Below are 17,358 nucleotides of genomic sequence, written 5' to 3' on the forward strand. Positions count from 1 at the left end.
CGCGTTGCGCCGCGCGACGCCCGGTGCGGTGGCGAGCGCGTCGCCGTCGCGCTGACCGCAGTGCGCCATGGCGTGGCCGCGACGCACCATGAGAATGGCCGCCGCGGCCTTGGCCCGCGCAAATTTGGCTTTCTACATTCGTTTCCGGCGGTACGAGCCGCCGTCCCCCTGTCGATGCGGAGTCCCAAAGAATGAATCGTCACGATAGCGTTCGCGCCGCGTGCTGCGCGATGTTGGTCCTGGCCGGTACCGGCGCGCACGCGCAAAGCAACGTGACGCTGTACGGCGTGATCGATGCGGGCATCCGCTACGAAACGCACGGCGTGTCGTACGGCGCCGACGGCTCGCCGGTGTCGACGGGCCGCAAGATCTCGATGGCCGACGGCGGCGGCCTGACGGAAAGCTACTGGGGCCTCAAGGGCCAGGAGGATCTCGGCGGCGGGCTGTCCGCGCAGTTCAACGTCGAAAGCCACTTCGGCCCGAACAGCGGCGCGATCGTGCCGGCCGGCTCGCCGAACTTCTTCCAGGTCGCGTACGTGGGGCTCACGTCGACGTCGCTCGGCCAGCTCGCGCTCGGCCGCCAGTACAACGTGCCGTTCGAGATGGTGTCGCTGACCTACGGCTCGAACCTGTGGGCCGGCCCGCAGGATCCGTACTTCAACCTGTTCAAGCCGGAGCAGACGATGCTCGCGGGCGCGCGCACCAGCAACATGATCCAGTACGGCGCGCAGCTCGGCAGCCTGTACCTGCTCGCACAGTACGCGCCGGGCGGCCATGCGGGCGGCGGCGTGCTCGGCAGCCAGGCCGGCGCGGCGATCGCGTACGCGCCGGACAAGGGGCCGTTTACGGTCGGCGCATCGTTCATGCGCACCTGGGACGACGTCACGCACGCGAAATTCGACATCTATGGCGGCGGCGGCTCCGTCACGCTCGGCAACGCGACCGTCAACGCCGGCTATATCGAGAACGCGCGCGACAACGACTTCACGTCGTTCGAGAACGGCCCGTTCAGCTCGACCGATCTCGCCGCGCTCGGCATCATCTCGCCCGCGCAGGTGGCCGATCCGTCGACGCCCGGCGGGTTCCGGCGCCGCAAGATGGCGCTCGCGGGGCTGACCTACCGGTTCACGTCGGCGTTCACGGCCGCCGTCAACGCATGGTGGACCACGCAGTCGGGTTATACGCCGGACTTCGACGGCCGCGCGCGCCAGTTCCAGGTGATCGCCGGCTACAGCCTGTCGAAGCGCAGCATGCTCTACGCGGAAGTCGACTACGCGATCTATCGCGGCGGCCTGATCGGCGCGCAGCTGGTCGGCGTGAACGGGCAGTCGCCGAGCACGAGCACCACGCAGCTCGGCGCGACGGTCGGCCTGCGCCACTACTTCTGACGCGGGGCCGCGCCGGATGTGGGCGATCGTGGCCGGGGAGGCACCGGGTCTCCGGCCGGGCGGGACGAGTACAATCCATGGAAAAAAATACGGAGCATCCATGGACGATACCGACCGTTATACGACGGCGAATCTGCCGGTCCATCTGTTGCGGTGCCTCGCGGAGACAAGCAAGGAGCTGGGCATCGACCCCACGCGGCTGTGCCTCGGGCTCGGCTTCGACGTCGCGGACCTGTCGAATCCGTCGTGCCGGATTTCCTTGCGCCAGGCGAGCACGATGATCCGCCGCGCGCTCGACATGGCGCCGGGGCGGGCGCTCGGCCTCGAACTCGGCACGAGCGAGACGATCGCGTCGATCGGCCTGGTCGGCTATGCGATGCTGACGAGCCCGACGCTGAAGGACGCGATCTCCGTCGGGATGGAACTGCAGCGCCACACGGGGCCGCTGATGCGCTTCGAGGTGATCTCGGATGCGCGCACGCTGTCGATCCGCGCCACCAACGTCTTTCTCGAACCCGACATCGAGGCGTTCCTCGTCGAGGAAGCGTTCGGCAGCTTCATGAAGATCGGGCGCTCGCTCGTCGGCCCCGCGTTCCAGCCGAAGGTCGTCGATCTCAGCTACCCGCCGCCGGCCTATGCGGAGCAGTACACGCGCGTGTTCCCGTGCCCGGTGCGGTTCGAACAGGAGCAGAACCTGTTTTCATGCGACGCGGCGCTCGGCAACCGCCCGATCGCGACCCACGATCCGCTCGCGCATCGCCAGGCGCTCGAATTCCTGCAGGACGCGCTGCCGCCCGAACCCGAAGGCACCGAGTTTCTCGAATCGATCGAACGGATCATGCGGCGCGACCTGCGGCATGCGCCGTCGCTCGCCGAAATCGCCGCGCAGCTGTGCATGAGCGAGCGCACACTCCGGCGGCGGCTCGCCGACCAGGGCGTGTCGTATCAGACGGTGATCGACACGATCCGCCGCAAGCGCGCGTTCACGCTGCTGAGCAACCCGCGGCTGTCGATCGAGGACGTCGCGCACGAAGTCGGGTTCAGCGACGCGCATAACTTCCGGCGCGCGTTCAAGCGGTGGACGGGGCACGGGCCGCGCGAGGGGCAGCGGCCGGCGTAGCGCCCCCCGCCGCGCGGCACGGCCGGGCCGCTGTTACGCCGCGCCTGCGAGCGAACGATCGAGCGCGACGAGCGTTTGATACAGCACGCGCGTACCGTCGAGCAGCTGCTGCGGCTCGATCCATTCTTCCGGGCAATGACTGCGGCCGCCCAGGCACGGAACGAAGATCATCCCGATCGGCCCGGTCGGCGCAACGTACATCGCATCGTGCCCCGCACCGCTCGGCAGCCGCATGTTCGGATAGTCGAGCTGCGTGGCCGCCTGCTCGACCGCATCCATCACGAGCGGCTGGCAATCGGTCGGCCGTGCGCGGCTCACGTGCTCCGCACGCGCGCTCAACCGCAACGCGTCGAGCCGCGCGGCCGCACCGGCCAGCAGCGCCTCGGGGAAATCGTCGAGCACCGCGTCGCTGTCGCTGCGCACTTCGAGCATCAGCTCGACCTGCCCCGGCACCGCGTTCGGCACGTTCGGCGTCATCGCGATCCGCCCGATCGTCGCGACGACATAGTGCGGATTGCCCGACAGCGCCGACGCGCGCGCATGTGCGGCCTCGATCAGGTGCGCGGCACCGACGAGCGCGTCGCGACGGATGTCCATCGGCGTCGTGCCCGCATGGTCGGGCTGCCCGGTCACGGTGATCAGCACCCGCCGGATGCCGACGATGTTGGTCACGACGCCGATCGGCAAGCCGCGCGTCTCGAGTACCGGCCCCTGTTCGATATGCAGCTCGACGAACGCTGCGGTACTGCCCGGCGCGCGCAGCGGTTCGCGCAGCGCGTCCGGATTGCCGCCGATGCGGCGCAGCGCTTCCGCGAGCGTTTCGCCTTCGGCATTCGTCGCGCGCAGCATGCCGGCGTCGAGCACGCCCGACAGCGCGCGGCTGCCGACGCACGAAATGCCGTAGTCGCTCGGTTCTTCGGACAGGAAGTCGATCACCTCGAACGGATGGTCGAGCACGATCCCCTGCTCGTTCAGCGTATGCGCGACCTCGATGCCCGCGAGCACGCCGATGATCCCGTCGAAGCGGCCGCCGCCGACCACCGTGTCGCAGTGCGACCCCGTGACGAGCGGTTTCGTGCAGCGGCCGCTGCCTTCGCGGCGGCCGATCAGGTTGCCGCCCGCGTCCATCGACACGGTGAGGCCGGCCTCGGCAAACTGCGCGGCAAGCCATGCACGCGCTTCGGTGAACAGCGGCGAGAACGCGCGGCGCGTCCACGGGACATCGGGCCGCGTGAAGCGCGCCAGTCGCTCGACACGCGCGTTCAGGCGTTCGGCGTTCAGCGGCGGGAAAGGGAAATCCGTCGGATTCATGCGTGCTCCTGATGTGTGGCGATCGACCGGCTGCCGTGCGGCTTCAGGAAACGGCCCGAGCCCGCCGGATTGACGATGCGCTCGCCGTCGTACACGAGCGCGCCGCGACAGTACGTGGCGGCGATCCGCACCGTGAATTCCATCCCTTCGAACGCGCTCCACTGCACGGCCGACAGGCTGCGCGACGGATCGAACGCATAACGTTCCGGCCTGAGGATCACGAAATCCGCATCGGCGCCGACATCGAGCGACCCTTTGCGGTCATCGAGCAGGAAATGCCGCGCCGGGTTCGTCGCGAGCAGTTCGGCCACGCGCGTCGGCGCGATGCCATGCTGTTCGCAGCCGGTCCAGAACGCGGGCAACAGCGTTTCGAGCCCCGGGCCGCCCGACGCGTTGCGGAACACGTTCGGGTCGCCCTTGCGTTCGAGCCCCCAGCTCACGTGATCCGACGACACGAACGTGCATTCGCCGCGCGCGATGTGCGTCCACAGCAGATCCTGCTCGGCGCGCGGCCGGATCGGCGGATAGTGCTTGGTTTTCGCGCCGAAGCGTTTCGTGTGCGTTTCGTGGTCGAGCATCAGGTACTGCACGCAGGTCTCGATGCTCGCGCGATGGCCGGCCTTCCGGAACAGGTTGCACAGCTCGAAGCCGCGCGACGTCGACACGTGCACCGCGTGCGCGCGGGCGCCCGTCTCCGCGCCGATCTCGTAGATCAGCGCGGTCGCGAGGTTCTCGATCAGCGGCGGATGCGCGCGCAGGAACGCGTCCCAGCCCGTATCGCCGGCCTCGATCATCCGCGCGATGTTCTTGCGCGTCATGTCCTGCATCTGGTTGTGCACGCCGCACGCGAGGCCCGACGGCGCGATCAGCCGGAACGCGTCGTACAGCACGTCCTCCTCGACGCGCGGGAACCGGCCGGGCGTCGCCTCGAACGTCGAGAACTTGAACGCGCACACGCCGCCGTCGATCAGCCCGGCCGCTGCTTCCAGGCCGTGCTTCGCGTTGAGCGTGCCGTACAGCGCGACGTCGACGTGGCAATCGCGCTCGGCTTCCGCGATCTTGCGGTCGAGCTGCGCGCGCGACGCGACCGGCTCCGGATCGTCGTACGGCATGTCGACCATCACCGTCACGCCCCCGGCGGCGGCCGCACGCGACGCGTGACCGAGCCCCTCCTGGTTCGCCTGGCTGGCCGCATGCACCTGCCCGTCGACGACGCCCGGCAGCACCCACTGCCCGCGCGCATCGATCGTGTCGCGCGCCGCCGGCGGCGCACCCGTGCCACGCGCGGCGATCCGCCCGTGCCTGATCGCGAGCCAGCCATCGTCGACCACCTCGCGCGCATCGACCAACCGGCCGCGCACCACCTGTTCGAATTCGCTCATCTGCGCCTCCTGCTTTTTTGATCACGAGCAGTTTAGGCAGCGCTCTGCCAGAATGTCTCATGCCGATTTATCGTCCCCACATAACATGGAGTTAAGGCTGTGCGTCTGAACCTGCGCCAGATCGAGGTGTTTCGCGCCATCATGCTGACCGGCTCGATCAGCGGCGCCGCGAAGCTGCTGCACGTGTCGCAGCCGGCCGTCTCGCGGCTCATTTCGTATGCCGAGCAGCGGCTCGGCCTCGCGCTGTTCGAGCGCATCAAGGGGCGGCTCTACCCGACGCCGGAAGCGCAGCGGCTGTTCGTCGAAGTGAATGCGGTGTACCAGGGCGTGCAGCGCGTCAACGAAATCGCGGAAGACCTGATCGAGAACCGGATGGGCCACCTGCGCATCGCGTGCAGCCCCAATCTCGGCCAGTCGCTGCTGCCGCGCGCGATTGCCGCGTTCTACGAACGCTTTCCCGACGTGCGCATCATCCTGCACACGATGATCCCGAGCGTGTTGCTGCAGGCGGTGCTCACGCAGCAGGTCGAGCTCGGCATCGCGTTCCTGCAGGACACGCACCCGAACGTCGAAAGCCAGCGCCTCTATGAAAACCGGATGGTCGCGGCCGTGCCCGCATCGCACCCGTTCGCGCGCCGCAAGACGCTGGCCGTGCGCGATCTCGCGGACCAGCCGCTGATCGGCTATGGCAGCGACATCCCGCTCGGGCAACTGGTGCGGCGGCTGTTCAGCGACGAAGGGCTCGTGCCGCAGGTCAAGATCGAAGTGCAGCAGGCGCACGTCGCGTGCGCGCTCGCGCAGGCCGGCACCGGCATCGCGCTGATCGACGAGCTGACGGTAGCTGGCCCCGTGTGGCCGCAGATCGTCGTGAAGCCGATCGTGCCGACCATCGCCGCGCCGGTCAGCGTGCTGCACCCCGTACTCGCACCGCTGTCGCGCCTCGCGCACGAGTTCATCGACACGCTGCACGCGCTCTCCGCCCCCGCGTGAATTGCGTTGCCCGAGCAGGCTGAAACCGTTGTCCAGCCTGCGTTTCGGCGTAGTACCGACGGCGGCGGATCACCCCGTTCGACATCCGTCGTTCGGGCGTCACCGGGATTACCCTACGCTTAACATTGCGTTATGAAGTCTCCATAAAATAGCAATAACGCTCAATATTCGGCGTCCCTAGAATCGTTTGGACAGTACCGCCACACAAGGCTTTCCGGCCGGCGCGTACGGGCCTTTTTCCCCTCTCAGGACAAACGACACATGGGACGCATTCTGTCTTCGAAGGACGTCGAAGCCGCCGTCAAGGGCGGTTCGGTTTTCGCATGCGGCGGCGGCGGCTGGGCCGACCACGGCCGTGAACTCGGCACGCTCGCGGTCACGATCGGCCGCCCCGAACTGGTGAGCATCGACGAGTTGCCGGACGACGCGTGGATCGCCACGGCCGCCGCGATCGGCGCACCGGGCGGCCTCACCGACTGGCAGATGCTCGGCGCCGATTACGTGAAGGCCGCGCAGCTCGTGCAGGACGCGCTCGGCGCGCCGCTCGCGGGGCTCATCATCGGGCAGAACGGGATGTCGAGCACGCTGAACGCGTGGCTGCCGTCCGCGTTGCTCGGCACCAAGGTGGTCGATGCAGTGGGCGACATCCGCGCGCATCCGACCGGCGACATGGGCTCGCTCGGCCTCGCGTCGAGCACCGCGCCGATGATCCAGGCCGCCGCCGGCGGCAACCGCGAACACCATGCGTACATGGAAGTAGTCGTGCGCGGCGCGACCGCGAAAGTGTCGCCCGTGCTGCGCAAGGCGGCCGACATGGCCGGCGGTTTCATCGCGAGCTGCCGCAACCCGATTCGCGCGTCGTACGTGCGCCAGCATGCGGCGCTCGGCGGCATCAGCCGCGCACTCGCGCTCGGCGAAGCGATCATCGACGCCGAGCGGCGCGGCGGCAGCGCGGTGATCGACGCGATCTGCGCGGCCACGCACGGCGAGATCATCGCGAGCGGCAAGGTCGAGCGCAATACGCTCGAATACACGCGCGAAGCGTTCGACGTCGGCCTCGTCTATCTCGGCAGCGGTACGCAGCGCGCGGTCATTCACGTGATGAACGAACACATGGCGGTGGACGATGCGCACGGCGAGCGGATCGCGACCTACCCGGACGTGATCACGACGCTCGATGCCGAAGGCCGCCCCGTCAGCGCGGGCCAGTTGAAGGAAGGAATGGAGATCCACGTGCTGCGGGTGGCGAAGGCGCACATTCCGCTGTCGTCGTCGGTGTTCGATCCCGCCGTGTATCCGCCGGTCGAAGCCGCGCTCGGCATCTCGATCGCCGACTATGCGCTCGCGCGCTGACCGGGGGGCACGATGACGAACCAGATGACCCGCACCTTCGACGTGACCTCGGGCACCACGCTGCGCTGCAAGGGCTGGCGCCAGGAAGCACTGCTTCGCCTGCTCGAGAACGTGCTCGCCGTCGGCGAGGATCCCGACCAGCTGATCGTCTACGCGGCGCTCGGCCGCGCAGCACGCGACTGGCCGTCGCACGACGCGATCGTACGCACGCTGAAGACGATGGACGAGAACGAGACGCTCGTCGTGCAGTCCGGCAAGCCCGTCGCGCTGCTGCGCACGCATGCGAGCGCACCGCTCGTCGTGATGGCGAACTGCAACCTGATCGGCCAGTGGGCAAAAGCCGAGCACTTCTACGAACTGGAGCGGCGCAACCTGATCTGCTGGGGCGGCCTCACGGCCGGCGACTGGCAGTACATCGGCTCGCAGGGCGTGATCCAGGGCACCTACGAAATCTTCTCGCGGATCGCCGAGCGCCATTTCGACAACGACCTGCGCGGGCGCTTCATCCTGACGGCCGGCCTCGGCGGGATGGGCGGCGCGCAGCCGCTCGCGGGCCGGATGGCGAACGCGGCGACGCTCGTCGTCGAGATCGACCAGACGCGCATCGACAAGCGGCTGCAGATCGGTTTCCTCGAACGGCAGGCGCGCGATCTCGACGAGGCGCTCGCGCTGATCCGCGGCGCGCAGGCCCGGCGCGAACCGATCTCGGTCGGCCTGCTCGGCAACGCGGCCGACGTGTTCCCGGCGATCCTCGCGCGCGGTGTCGTGCCCGACATCGTCACCGACCAGACGGCCGCGCACGATCTCGTGTACGGCTACGTGCCGTCGGGCTACACGCTCGACGAAGTGCGTGCGCTGCGCGACAGCGACCGCACGAAGCTGATGGACGCGAGCCGCGCGTCGATCGTGCGGCACGTCGAAGCGATGCTCGGCTTCAAGGATCGCGGCGCGATCGTGTTCGACAACGGCAACCTGATCCGCACGCATGCGAAGGATGGTGGCGTGGCACGCGCGTTCGAGATCCCGGTGTTCACCGAAGCGTTCCTGCGCCCGCTGTTCTGCCGCGCAATCGGCCCGTTCCGCTGGATTGCGCTGTCGAATGACCCGAACGACATCCGCGTCATCGACGACTACCTGCTCGAACACTTCCCGGACAACCGGATCGTCACGAACTGGATCCGCAAGGCGCGCGAGTGCGTGCCGTTCGAAGGGCTGCCGGCCCGCATCGCGTGGCTCGGCCACGGCGAGCGCACGCGGCTCGCGCTCGCGGTCAACGCGATGGTCCGCGACGGCGTGCTGGCCGGGCCGGTTGCGTTCACGCGCGACCACCTCGACGCCGGCGCGATGGCGCACCCGAACATCATGACCGAGAACCTGCGCGACGGCTCCGACGCGGTGGCCGACTGGCCGCTGCTGAACGCGATGATGAGCTGCTCGTCGATGGCCGATCTCGTCGCGATCCATTCGGGCGGCGGCGGCTACAGCGGCTACATGACGAGCGCGGGCATCACCGTCGTCGCCGACGGCAGCGCGGCCGCGAACGAGCGGCTGACGCTGTCGATGACGAACGACACCGCACTCGGCGTGATCCGTTACGCGGACGCCGGCTACGAAGAAGCGCTCGACGAAGCGCAGCGCAAGCAGATTCCGCACATCCGGCTGTAACGGCCGGCTCGCACGACGACAGGACAGGAGATCGAAGTGAAGCAAACCGCGGTTCCCCTCGACACGGCCGACGCCGTGTCGCCCCCTACCTCGAGTGCCGGGCGCGCGATCGCCGCGGCGTCGATCGGCAACGCGCTGGAGTGGTACGACTTTTCCGTGTACGCGTTCTTTGCCGTGTATATCGCGCAGAACTTCTTCCATCGCGGCGACACGGGCACCGAGCTGGTCGAGGCGTTCATGGCGTTCGGGATCGGCTTCATCGCGCGGCCGCTCGGCGCGCTCGCGATCGGCGTGTACGGCGATCGTGCGGGCCGCAAGGCCGCGCTGACGCTGACCATCCTCGTGATGGCGGCCGGCACCGGCATCATCGCGTTCGCGCCGCCGTACACGGCGATCGGCGTCGGCGCGCCGCTGCTGATCCTGTGCGGCCGCCTGCTGCAGGGCTTCTCGGCCGGCGGCGAAGTGGGCGGCGCAGCGGCGTTCCTGATCGAGCACGCGCCGGCGGACAAGAAGGGCCGCTACGCGTCGTGGCTGCAGGCGAGCATGGCCGCGTCGAACATCCTCGGCGCGCTGGTCGCGACCGGCGTGACGCTCACGCTGTCGCGCGAACAGATCGGCGACTGGGGCTGGCGGATCCCGTTCATCCTCGGCCTCGCGATCGCGCCGGTCGGCCTGTGGCTGCGCAAGACGCTCGACGAAACGCCGCAATTCCGCGCGGAGATGGCGCGTGCCGCGCATGCGCCGGCCGAACGCAAGGCGCCGCTGCTGCAGGTCGTGCGCGACTATCCGCGTGCGCTCGTGGTCGGCACCGGGTTCTCGGTGTTGTGGGCCGTGTGCGTGTACGCGCTGGTGATCTACATGCCGACGCACGTTCAGCGCGCGCTGCACTTCGACGGGCGCGACGCGTTCATCGCGTCGCTGGTCGGCAACTGCCTGATGGCCGTCACCTGCGTGTGCGCCGGGAGCTGGTCCGACCGTTTCGGCCGGCGCAAGGTGCTGACGGCCGGTGCCGTGCTGATGCTCGTATCGGTGTATCCGCTGCTGCACTGGCTCGCCAGCGTCCACACGCTCGCCGCGCTGATCGTCGTGCAGAGCGCGTTCTGCGTGATGGTCGCGATCTTCACGGGCGTCGCGCCCGCCGCGCTGTCGGAGCTGTTCCCGACCAAAGTGCGCGCGACCGGCATGTCGCTGTCCTACAACATCGCCACGACGATCTTCGGCGGCTTCGCTCCGGCGATTCTCGCGTGGCTCACGCAACGGTCCGGCAATCCGTTTGCGCCCGCCTGGTATGTGATGGTCGCGAGCGTCATCGCGCTCGCGTCGATCGCCGCGCTGTCTTCCACGTCACGTCACGCCTGAATTCGGAGAACCGCTTCATGCAACGCTTCCTCATGCGGAGCGCGATCGCGCTCGCGCTTTTCGCCGCCGTCCCGGCCTTCGCGGACGTCACGCTCGACGGCCGGTCCGTCACGCCCGAATCGATCGCACGCATCGCCGACGGCGAAGCCGTGTCGATCGCACCGGCCGCCCGGCAGCGGGTCGTCGCCGCGCACGACGTGCTGCTGAAGGCCGCCGCAGCCGGCCAGCAGATCTACGGGCTGACGGTCGGCGTCGGCCTCAATAAAGACCGCGAGATGGTCGATGCGCACGGCAAGCTGAGCCAGGAGGTCATCGACGCGTCGACACGCTTCAACATCGGGCTGATCCACGCACACTCCGGCAGCGTCGGCCCCGACATGAGCGTGCGCGTGGCCCGCGCCGCGATGGCCGCCCGCCTGAACGCGATGCTCGACGGCGGCGCCGGCGTGCAGCCCGCGATCGTCGATGCGTACGCGCAGTTCCTCAATCGCGGCGTCACGCCCGCGATGCCGGCGGACGGCTCGATCGGCGAAGCCGACATCACGATCTTGAGCCACGTCGGCCTCGCGATGCTCGGCGAAGGCGACGTGTACTACCAGGGCCGCAAGGTCGCGGCCGCCGATGCGCTGAAGTCGGCCGGCATCGCGACGATTCGCCCGTACGGCAAGGATGCGCTCGCGATCCTCAGTTCCAACGCGTACTCGACCGGCATGGGCGCGCTGGCGCTCACCGACATGGCGCGTCTCGCGCAGGTGTCGAAGCTCGTGTTCGCGCTGAGCCTGCAGGGGCTGAACGGCAACGTGTCGCCGTTCCGCGAGGACACGCTCGCGCTGCGGCCGTTCCCGGCGACGCTGCGCGCGGGCGCCGCCCTGCGCACGCTGCTCGCGGGCAGCAGCCTGTGGAATCGCGATCCGGACCGGCCGCTGCAGGATCCGCTCAGCTTCCGTTCGGGCGTGTACCTGCTCGGCGAAGAGGATCGCACCTCCGGCGAAGCGCGTGCGCTGCTGCAGGTGCAGTTGAACTCGAGCGACGACAACCCGGGCGTCGCGGTGGGCGTCACGCCGAAGTCGAACCGCGCACAGGATGCGGCCGGTTATGTCGACGGCGGAGGCGCGGTGCTGCCGAGCGCGAACTTCGAACCGCTGCCGTGGGTGCTCGCGTTCGAACAGCTCGGGCTCGCACTCGGCCACAACGCGCTCGCGTCCGCGCAGCGCATCGTCAAGCTGAACGATCCGCACCTCACCGGCCTCTCGCGCTTCCTCGGCACCGAGGACACCGTGCACGCGTTCGGCGCAATGGAGAAGCCGCCGACCGCGCTCGCGATGACGGTGAAGTCGCTCGCGATGCCCGTGTCGCTCGACTACCTTCCGGTCGCCGGCGGCATCGAGGACGTCGCGACGAACGCGCCCGACGTCGTGCAGCGCGTGCAGAAGCAGATCGACGCGAGCTATACGCTGCTCGGCCTCGAACTGATCGAGGCGGCGCAGGCGATCGACCTGCGCCAGCGCAAGCAGCCGTCGTTCACGCTCGCGCCGGCCACGCAGCCGCTGTACCGCGCACTGCGCGCGAAGGTCGCGTTCCTCCAGAGCGACCGCCCGCTCACGCCCGACTTCCGCGCCGCCGATGCGCTGCTGCGCGCGTATCGCGACTGAGCGGCGCACCGCCCTTCCTTCGTTACGCCCGTTAGCTGCCATACCCACCGCACCCGCCGCCGCGATCGTCGTTCGATCACGGCGCGGGGCACTTCCGTCATTTCGCCCGTTCGCACGCGACCGAATCCAGCCACCGCGCGCCGCCTTTCAACCACCCCGCACCGGAACACCATCATGAAAAAAATCCTGTTCGCGCTGCCGCTCGCCGCGGCCGCCACCGCCCACGCGCAAAGCAGCGTCACGCTGTACGGCATCGTCGAAGACGGTGTCGACTACGTATCGAACGTGCAGGGCAAGCATCTCGTGCAGCTCGCGTCGGGCGTGACGGCCGGCAGCCGCTGGGGCGTGCGCGGCACCGAGGATCTCGGCGGCGGCCTGAGCGCGATCTTCCGGCTCGAGAGCGGCTTCGACATCAACTCCGGCCGCCTCGGCAGCGGCCTCGCGTTCTCGCGCAATGCGTACGTCGGCCTGAACGACACGAAGCTCGGCACGCTCACGCTCGGCCGCCAGTGGGATTCGATCGTCGACTATGTCGAGCCGTTCACGCTGAACGGCAACATCGGCGGCTACTACTTCGCACACCCGAACGACATGGACAACACCGACAACGGCTTCCCGATCTCGAACGCGGTGAAATACCGCAGCCCGACGATCGCGGGCCTCACGTTCGGCGGCCTCTACGCGTTCGGCGGACAGCCCGGCCGCTTCTCGGACAACGCGACGTTCAGCGTCGGCGCGAGCTACGCGGCGGGCCCGGTCGGCTTCGGCATCGGCTATCTGCGGATCAACAACCCGGGCGTGTCGACGCAGGGCTACCAGAACTATCCGGGCTTCACGAACGCGATCTACGGCAACTACCTCGATGCGGCGCGTGCGCAGAAGGTGTTCGGCGTCGGCGCGTCGTACCAGGTCGTGCAGTGGCTCAAGGTGCTGGCCGACTTCACGAACACGAACTTCCAGCAAGGCAGCGCGGGGCACGACGCGACATTCCAGAACTACGAGCTGTCGACGCTGGTCACGCCGACGCCGGCCGTGACGATCGGCGCGGGCTATACGTACACGACGGGCCGCGATCATGCGACGAACGCGGAGCCGAAGTATCACCAGTTCAACCTGAGCGTCGAATACGCGTTGTCCAAGCGCACGAGCGTCTACGTGATGGGCGCGTTCCAGAAAGCGGCCGGCGACGCGCCGGTCGCGCAGATCGCGGGTTTCAACCCGTCGGGCAACCAGAAACAGGCGGTGGGCCGCGCGGGTATCCGCCACGCGTTCTGACGTTCGCGATGGCTGACGGTCGGGCGTGAAGCCTGCCGTCAGCCGGTCGGTCGGCAAACGTCGCGAAGCATCGGTACGCGGCAGCATTCCATTCACTTCCTTCAGATGATTTGATCAGTATGCCTACTCATTCGAACCGGAACAAAAGCGGGCGACGTCGCCGGCTCGCACCGGCAGTCAACCGCCGGCTGCTGTCGGCCGTCGGCGCTTCGCTGATCGCCTGCACGATCGCCGACGAAGCCGCGGCCCAGTCGTCCGTGTCGCTGTACGGGCTGGCCGACGTCTATGTCGGCACGCAAAAGAGTCTCGGCAAGCCGCGCGCGGTCGCGATGAATTCGGGCGGCTTCACGACGAGCTTCTGGGGGATCGGCGGCCGCGAGGCGCTCGGCGGCGGCTACGCGCTGCAGTTCGCACTCGAAGCGTTCATGCGCCCGTCGAACGGCGGCGCCGGCCGCTTCAGCGGCGATACGTTCTTCGGGCGCAATGCGTATGTCGGCGTTGCGACGCCGTACGGCGTGCTGCGCGCCGGACGCAACACGACGCCGTATTACATCTCCGCCGTACGCTTCAACCCGTTCTCGACGTCGTTCGGCTTTTCACCGGCGCTGAACCAGATGTACAAGGGCGTAGCGGGGCAAGGCCTCGTCGGCGACAACGGCTGGAGCAATTCGGTGCTGGTTTCGACACCCGGCGAACACGCGCTGCAGGCAAGCCTGATCTATGCGACCGGCAACGAGCCGGGCCACGCGGGCGCGAACCAGTGGGGCGGCAGCGTCACCTATGACGGGCACCGCGCGTTCAGCGCAACGCTCGCGTTCCAGCAGGCGAAATTCGACCGGATGCCCGGCGACCTGAACGCCTCCATCGCCGGGTTCACGCAGCAGGACGCCGTGCTGGCCGGCGTCGGCTACGACCTGACCTTCGTGAAGTTCACCGCGTTCTACCAGTACGTGCACGACGCGATCGACGGTGGCGGGCTCGGCACGCATAGCGGGCAACTGGGCGCGGCGGTGCCGCTCGGCTTCGGCACGCTGCTCGCATCGGTGATGGCCGCGAAAAGCCACGGCCGCGACCGCCCGTCGAGAACGACCTGGGCGCTCGGCTACGACTACCGGCTGTCGAAACGGACCGACGTCTACGTCGCGTACATGCGCGACCGCGCGAGCGGCTACGGGAACGGCGATTCGGCCGGGCTCGGCCTGCGCACGGCGTTCTGAACACGCGCCTTCAAGGCGCCATGACGGCGTGCGTGCGGCGGGTGCCTACGCGTCCGCTTCCGCGTGCAGCAGCAACACCGCGTCACGCTTCTCCAGCAGATGCCGCCGCAGGATCGCCGCGAGCGCCTTGCCGTCGCGCGCCTCCAGCGCCTTGATCATCTCCTCGTGATCGTGCACCGCGCGATCCCACTTCTCGACGTGCTGGTTCGAGCGGAACCGCATCGACATGATCCGGCGATTGATCGACTGGTACGTGGCGCGCAGCGCCGAGTTGCGCGCGGCCTCGTTGATGCGGTCGTGGATTTCCTGGTTGCGGCTGTAGTAGCCGGGCAGGTCGTTCTGCATCCGGCACGCGAGCATCGAGTAATGCAGCGCCTTGATCTCCGCGAGCTCCGCGGGCGTGATCCGCTCGCACGCCAGCTCGCCTGAAAACGCCTCCAGCCCCGACATCAGCTCGAACGTTTCGCGGATCTCCGATTCGCTCATCCGGTACACGCTCGCGCCGCGATTCGGCGACAGCACCAGCAGCCCCTCGGCCGCCAGCACCTTGAACGCCTCGCGCAGCGGCGTGCGCGAGATGCCGAGCGTCTCGCACAGCTCGCGCTCGTTCAGCCGCATGCCCGGCGTGAGCACGCCCTCGACGATGAATTTGCGCAGGTGCTCCACGACCGTGTCGTGCAGCCGCTGCCGCTCCAGTTTCGGCAGTGCCGGCGCGGTGCCGACCTGCTCCAGATCATTCAAATCTTGCATGCAAAGTCCTTCCCTCTTGCTTCCCGCGATTCTACTGCAACTCGCCCGACCCGAATATCTCCCCGCCAATGTCGGGTAAACACCGGCATTTTCGGTGAAATCAGCGCTTGGTTTTGGCAGGATCGCTCTGCTAAAGTATTTTGCATGCAAAATTCAAAATGCAACCAAGGAGACAGAACGATCATGCTGCAACTCGACTTCCACCCGTCCGGCCGCCATTTCCTGCAGATTCCGGGGCCGAGCCCGGTGCCCGACCGCATCCTGCGCGCGATGAGCTATCCGACCATCGACCACCGTGGCCCCGAATTCGGTGCGCTCGGCCTCAAGGTGCTGGCCGGCATCAAGAAGATCTTCAAGACCACGCAGCCGGTGATCATCTATCCGGCGTCGGGTACCGGCGCATGGGAGGCCGCGCTGACCAACACGCTGAGCGCCGGCGACACCGTGCTGATGTTCGAAACGGGCCACTTCGCGACGCTGTGGAAAAAGATGGCCGAGGCGCTCGGCCTGAAGCCCGAATTCCTCGGACTGCCGGGCATCGAAGGCTGGCGCCGCGGCGTGCAGCCCGACATGATCGAAGCGCGCCTGCGCGCCGACACCGCGCACGTGATCAAGGCCGTGTGCGTGGTGCACAACGAAACCTCCACCGGCGTCACGTCCGACATCGCGGCCGTGCGCCGCGCGATCGACGCGGCCGGCCACCCGGCGCTGCTGATGGTCGACACGATCTCGGGGCTCGCGTCCGCCGACTACCGCCATGACGAATGGGGCGTCGACGTCACCGTGTCGGGTTCACAGAAAGGGCTGATGCTGCCGCCGGGGATCAGCTTCAACGCGGTGTCGCCGAAGGCGCTCGCCGCGAGCGAGCACGCGACGCTGCCGCGCGCGTTCTGGGGCTGGCACGAAATCATCGAAGCGAACAGGAACGGCTACTGGCCGTACACGCCGAACACCAACCTGCTGTACGGCCTCGCCGAAGCGCTCGACATGATCCTCGGCGAAGGGCTCGACAACGTGTTCGCACGCCACCAGCGGCTCGCGGAAGCGACGCGCCGCGCGGTGCGCGCCTGGGGTCTCGAGATCCAGTGCGCGGACCCGGCCGTCTACAGCCCCGTGCTGACCGGCGTGATGATGCCCGACGGCGTCGACGCGGATGCCGTGCGCAAGCTGATTTACGAACGCTTCGACATGTCGCTCGGCCAGGCACTTGGCAAGATGCGCGCAAAGATGTTCCGCATCGGCCATCTCGGCGACTGCAACGACCTCACGCTGATGGCCACGCTCGCCGGCTGCGAGATGGGGTTGAAGCTCGCCGGTGTGCCGGTGGCCGCGAGCGGCGTCGTCGCGGCGATGGACTATCTCGCCACCAATACGCACACGCCCGCGCTGCGCGCGGCGGCCTGAACGCGTGTGCCTGCGGCCCGCCGCAGGCACACCGCTCGCTCCCTTTTGCGGCCCGCACGACGCGCGGCCGCGCTGCATCGGCACGAAACCGACACGAAAGCGGCCCCAGAGCCGGCGCCGATGCAGCGGCAAGCCAGACAACATCAAGGAGACACAACATGAAGCTGTTCCGGGCGACCGGCATCGTGCTGGTGATGCTATGCGTGATGTACTTCATCACGTACCTCGATCGCGTGAACGTGAGCACGGCCGCCGCCGGGTTCGGCCGGGAATTCGGGCTGAACAAGACGGAGATCGGCCTCGTGTTTTCCGCGTTCGCGTATCCGTACCTCGTGTTCCAGATCATCGGCGGCTGGGTCAGCGACCGCTTCGGCGCGCGCCGCACGCTGCTCGCGTGCGGCCTGCTGTGGGCCATTGCAACGCTGCTCACCGGGATGGCCGGCGGCCTCGCGTCGCTGCTCGCCGCGCGCCTGCTGCTCGGGCTCGGTGAAG

General features: G+C 68.2%; 14 protein-coding genes. 11 read left to right on the forward strand and 3 right to left on the reverse strand.

Annotated elements, in window-relative coordinates:
• The first annotated feature begins 191 nt into the window (after positions 1-191).
• Both G3O00_RS29170 and G3O00_RS29175 read left to right on the forward strand, forming a co-directional pair.
• The gene (locus G3O00_RS29170) at positions 192-1,388 is read left to right on the forward strand and encodes a porin (RefSeq protein ID WP_011356599.1); all 1,197 of its coding nucleotides are present in this window, start codon (positions 192-194) and stop codon (positions 1,386-1,388) included.
• A 100-nt stretch (positions 1,389-1,488) separates the two neighbouring features.
• Positions 1,489-2,508 (forward strand): AraC family transcriptional regulator, encoded by a 1,020-nt coding sequence (locus G3O00_RS29175; protein WP_011356600.1) that lies wholly within the window; start codon positions 1,489-1,491, stop codon positions 2,506-2,508.
• Positions 2,509-2,541: 33 nt separating this feature from the next.
• Here the strand turns inward: G3O00_RS29175 and G3O00_RS29180 are convergent, their stop codons facing one another.
• Together G3O00_RS29180 and G3O00_RS29185 are read right to left on the reverse strand one after the other, a co-directional pair.
• Positions 2,542-3,819: a Zn-dependent hydrolase gene (locus tag G3O00_RS29180; RefSeq protein WP_206145100.1), complete on the reverse strand. Its 1,278-nt coding sequence runs from the start codon at positions 3,817-3,819 to the stop codon at positions 2,542-2,544.
• On the reverse strand, positions 3,816-5,201 hold the full coding sequence (locus tag G3O00_RS29185) for an amidohydrolase family protein (RefSeq protein ID WP_206145101.1): 1,386 nt from the start codon (positions 5,199-5,201) through the stop codon (positions 3,816-3,818). The genes G3O00_RS29180 and G3O00_RS29185 overlap by 4 nt, the downstream gene beginning before the upstream one ends.
• 99 nt (positions 5,202-5,300) lie before the next feature.
• On the opposite strand from G3O00_RS29185, the gene G3O00_RS29190 reads away from it, so the two are divergent.
• From G3O00_RS29190 to G3O00_RS29220, 7 genes are all read left to right on the forward strand, one after another.
• Positions 5,301-6,191 (forward strand): LysR family transcriptional regulator, encoded by an 891-nt coding sequence (locus G3O00_RS29190; RefSeq protein WP_011356603.1) that lies wholly within the window; start codon positions 5,301-5,303, stop codon positions 6,189-6,191.
• A 261-nt stretch (positions 6,192-6,452) separates the two neighbouring features.
• Positions 6,453-7,544, forward strand: a complete 1,092-nt coding sequence (locus G3O00_RS29195; RefSeq protein ID WP_174929852.1) for a DUF917 domain-containing protein — start codon at positions 6,453-6,455, stop codon at positions 7,542-7,544.
• A 24-nt stretch (positions 7,545-7,568) separates the two neighbouring features.
• On the forward strand, positions 7,569-9,209 hold the full coding sequence (locus G3O00_RS29200; protein ID WP_206145108.1) for a urocanate hydratase: 1,641 nt from the start codon (positions 7,569-7,571) through the stop codon (positions 9,207-9,209).
• 36 nt (positions 9,210-9,245) lie between these two features.
• Positions 9,246-10,568, forward strand: a complete 1,323-nt coding sequence (locus G3O00_RS29205) for an MFS transporter (RefSeq protein ID WP_206145102.1) — start codon at positions 9,246-9,248, stop codon at positions 10,566-10,568.
• A gap of 17 nt (positions 10,569-10,585) precedes the next feature.
• Positions 10,586-12,220, forward strand: coding sequence for an aromatic amino acid ammonia-lyase (locus G3O00_RS29210; RefSeq protein WP_206145103.1), 1,635 nt, complete (start codon positions 10,586-10,588; stop codon positions 12,218-12,220).
• Positions 12,221-12,394: 174 nt separating this feature from the next.
• Positions 12,395-13,495 (forward strand): porin, encoded by a 1,101-nt coding sequence (locus G3O00_RS29215; RefSeq protein ID WP_206145104.1) that lies wholly within the window; start codon positions 12,395-12,397, stop codon positions 13,493-13,495.
• Between the two features lie 119 nt (positions 13,496-13,614).
• Positions 13,615-14,712, forward strand: coding sequence for a porin (locus tag G3O00_RS29220; RefSeq protein ID WP_206145105.1), 1,098 nt, complete (start codon positions 13,615-13,617; stop codon positions 14,710-14,712).
• A 45-nt stretch (positions 14,713-14,757) separates the two neighbouring features.
• Here G3O00_RS29220 and G3O00_RS29225 read toward each other — a convergent pair whose 3' ends face one another.
• Positions 14,758-15,462, reverse strand: coding sequence for a GntR family transcriptional regulator (locus tag G3O00_RS29225; RefSeq protein ID WP_174929848.1), 705 nt, complete (start codon positions 15,460-15,462; stop codon positions 14,758-14,760).
• A 183-nt stretch (positions 15,463-15,645) separates the two neighbouring features.
• Here G3O00_RS29225 and G3O00_RS29230 point away from each other — a divergent pair, with 183 nt between their 5' ends.
• Together G3O00_RS29230 and G3O00_RS29235 are read left to right on the forward strand one after the other, a co-directional pair.
• The gene (locus tag G3O00_RS29230) at positions 15,646-16,866 is read left to right on the forward strand and encodes an aminotransferase class V-fold PLP-dependent enzyme (RefSeq protein WP_206145106.1); all 1,221 of its coding nucleotides are present in this window, start codon (positions 15,646-15,648) and stop codon (positions 16,864-16,866) included.
• A 158-nt stretch (positions 16,867-17,024) separates the two neighbouring features.
• Positions 17,025-17,358 (forward strand): MFS transporter (locus G3O00_RS29235; protein ID WP_206145107.1); only part of this gene is annotated, 334 nt, incomplete at its 3' end.

The organism is Burkholderia sp. Ac-20384 (assembly GCF_017104605.1).
GTDB lineage: Bacteria > Pseudomonadota > Gammaproteobacteria > Burkholderiales > Burkholderiaceae > Burkholderia > Burkholderia lata.

What these genes read in the sequence shown, in the direction of transcription:
- G3O00_RS29230 (WP_206145106.1), top strand. Translation starts at nt 15,646, where the DNA reads ATGCTGCAACTCGACTTCCACCCGTCCGGCCGCCATTTCCTGCAGATT.
- G3O00_RS29175 (WP_011356600.1), top strand. Translation starts at nt 1,489, where the DNA reads ATGGACGATACCGACCGTTATACGACGGCGAATCTGCCGGTCCATCTG.
- G3O00_RS29180 (WP_206145100.1), bottom strand. Translation starts at nt 3,819, where the DNA reads ATGAATCCGACGGATTTCCCTTTCCCGCCGCTGAACGCCGAACGCCTG.
- G3O00_RS29220 (WP_206145105.1), top strand. Translation starts at nt 13,615, where the DNA reads ATGCCTACTCATTCGAACCGGAACAAAAGCGGGCGACGTCGCCGGCTC.
- G3O00_RS29225 (WP_174929848.1), bottom strand. Translation starts at nt 15,462, where the DNA reads ATGCAAGATTTGAATGATCTGGAGCAGGTCGGCACCGCGCCGGCACTG.
- G3O00_RS29200 (WP_206145108.1), top strand. Translation starts at nt 7,569, where the DNA reads ATGACCCGCACCTTCGACGTGACCTCGGGCACCACGCTGCGCTGCAAG.
- G3O00_RS29185 (WP_206145101.1), bottom strand. Translation starts at nt 5,201, where the DNA reads ATGAGCGAATTCGAACAGGTGGTGCGCGGCCGGTTGGTCGATGCGCGC.
- G3O00_RS29195 (WP_174929852.1), top strand. Translation starts at nt 6,453, where the DNA reads ATGGGACGCATTCTGTCTTCGAAGGACGTCGAAGCCGCCGTCAAGGGC.
- G3O00_RS29215 (WP_206145104.1), top strand. Translation starts at nt 12,395, where the DNA reads ATGAAAAAAATCCTGTTCGCGCTGCCGCTCGCCGCGGCCGCCACCGCC.
- G3O00_RS29170 (WP_011356599.1), top strand. Translation starts at nt 192, where the DNA reads ATGAATCGTCACGATAGCGTTCGCGCCGCGTGCTGCGCGATGTTGGTC.
- G3O00_RS29210 (WP_206145103.1), top strand. Translation starts at nt 10,586, where the DNA reads ATGCAACGCTTCCTCATGCGGAGCGCGATCGCGCTCGCGCTTTTCGCC.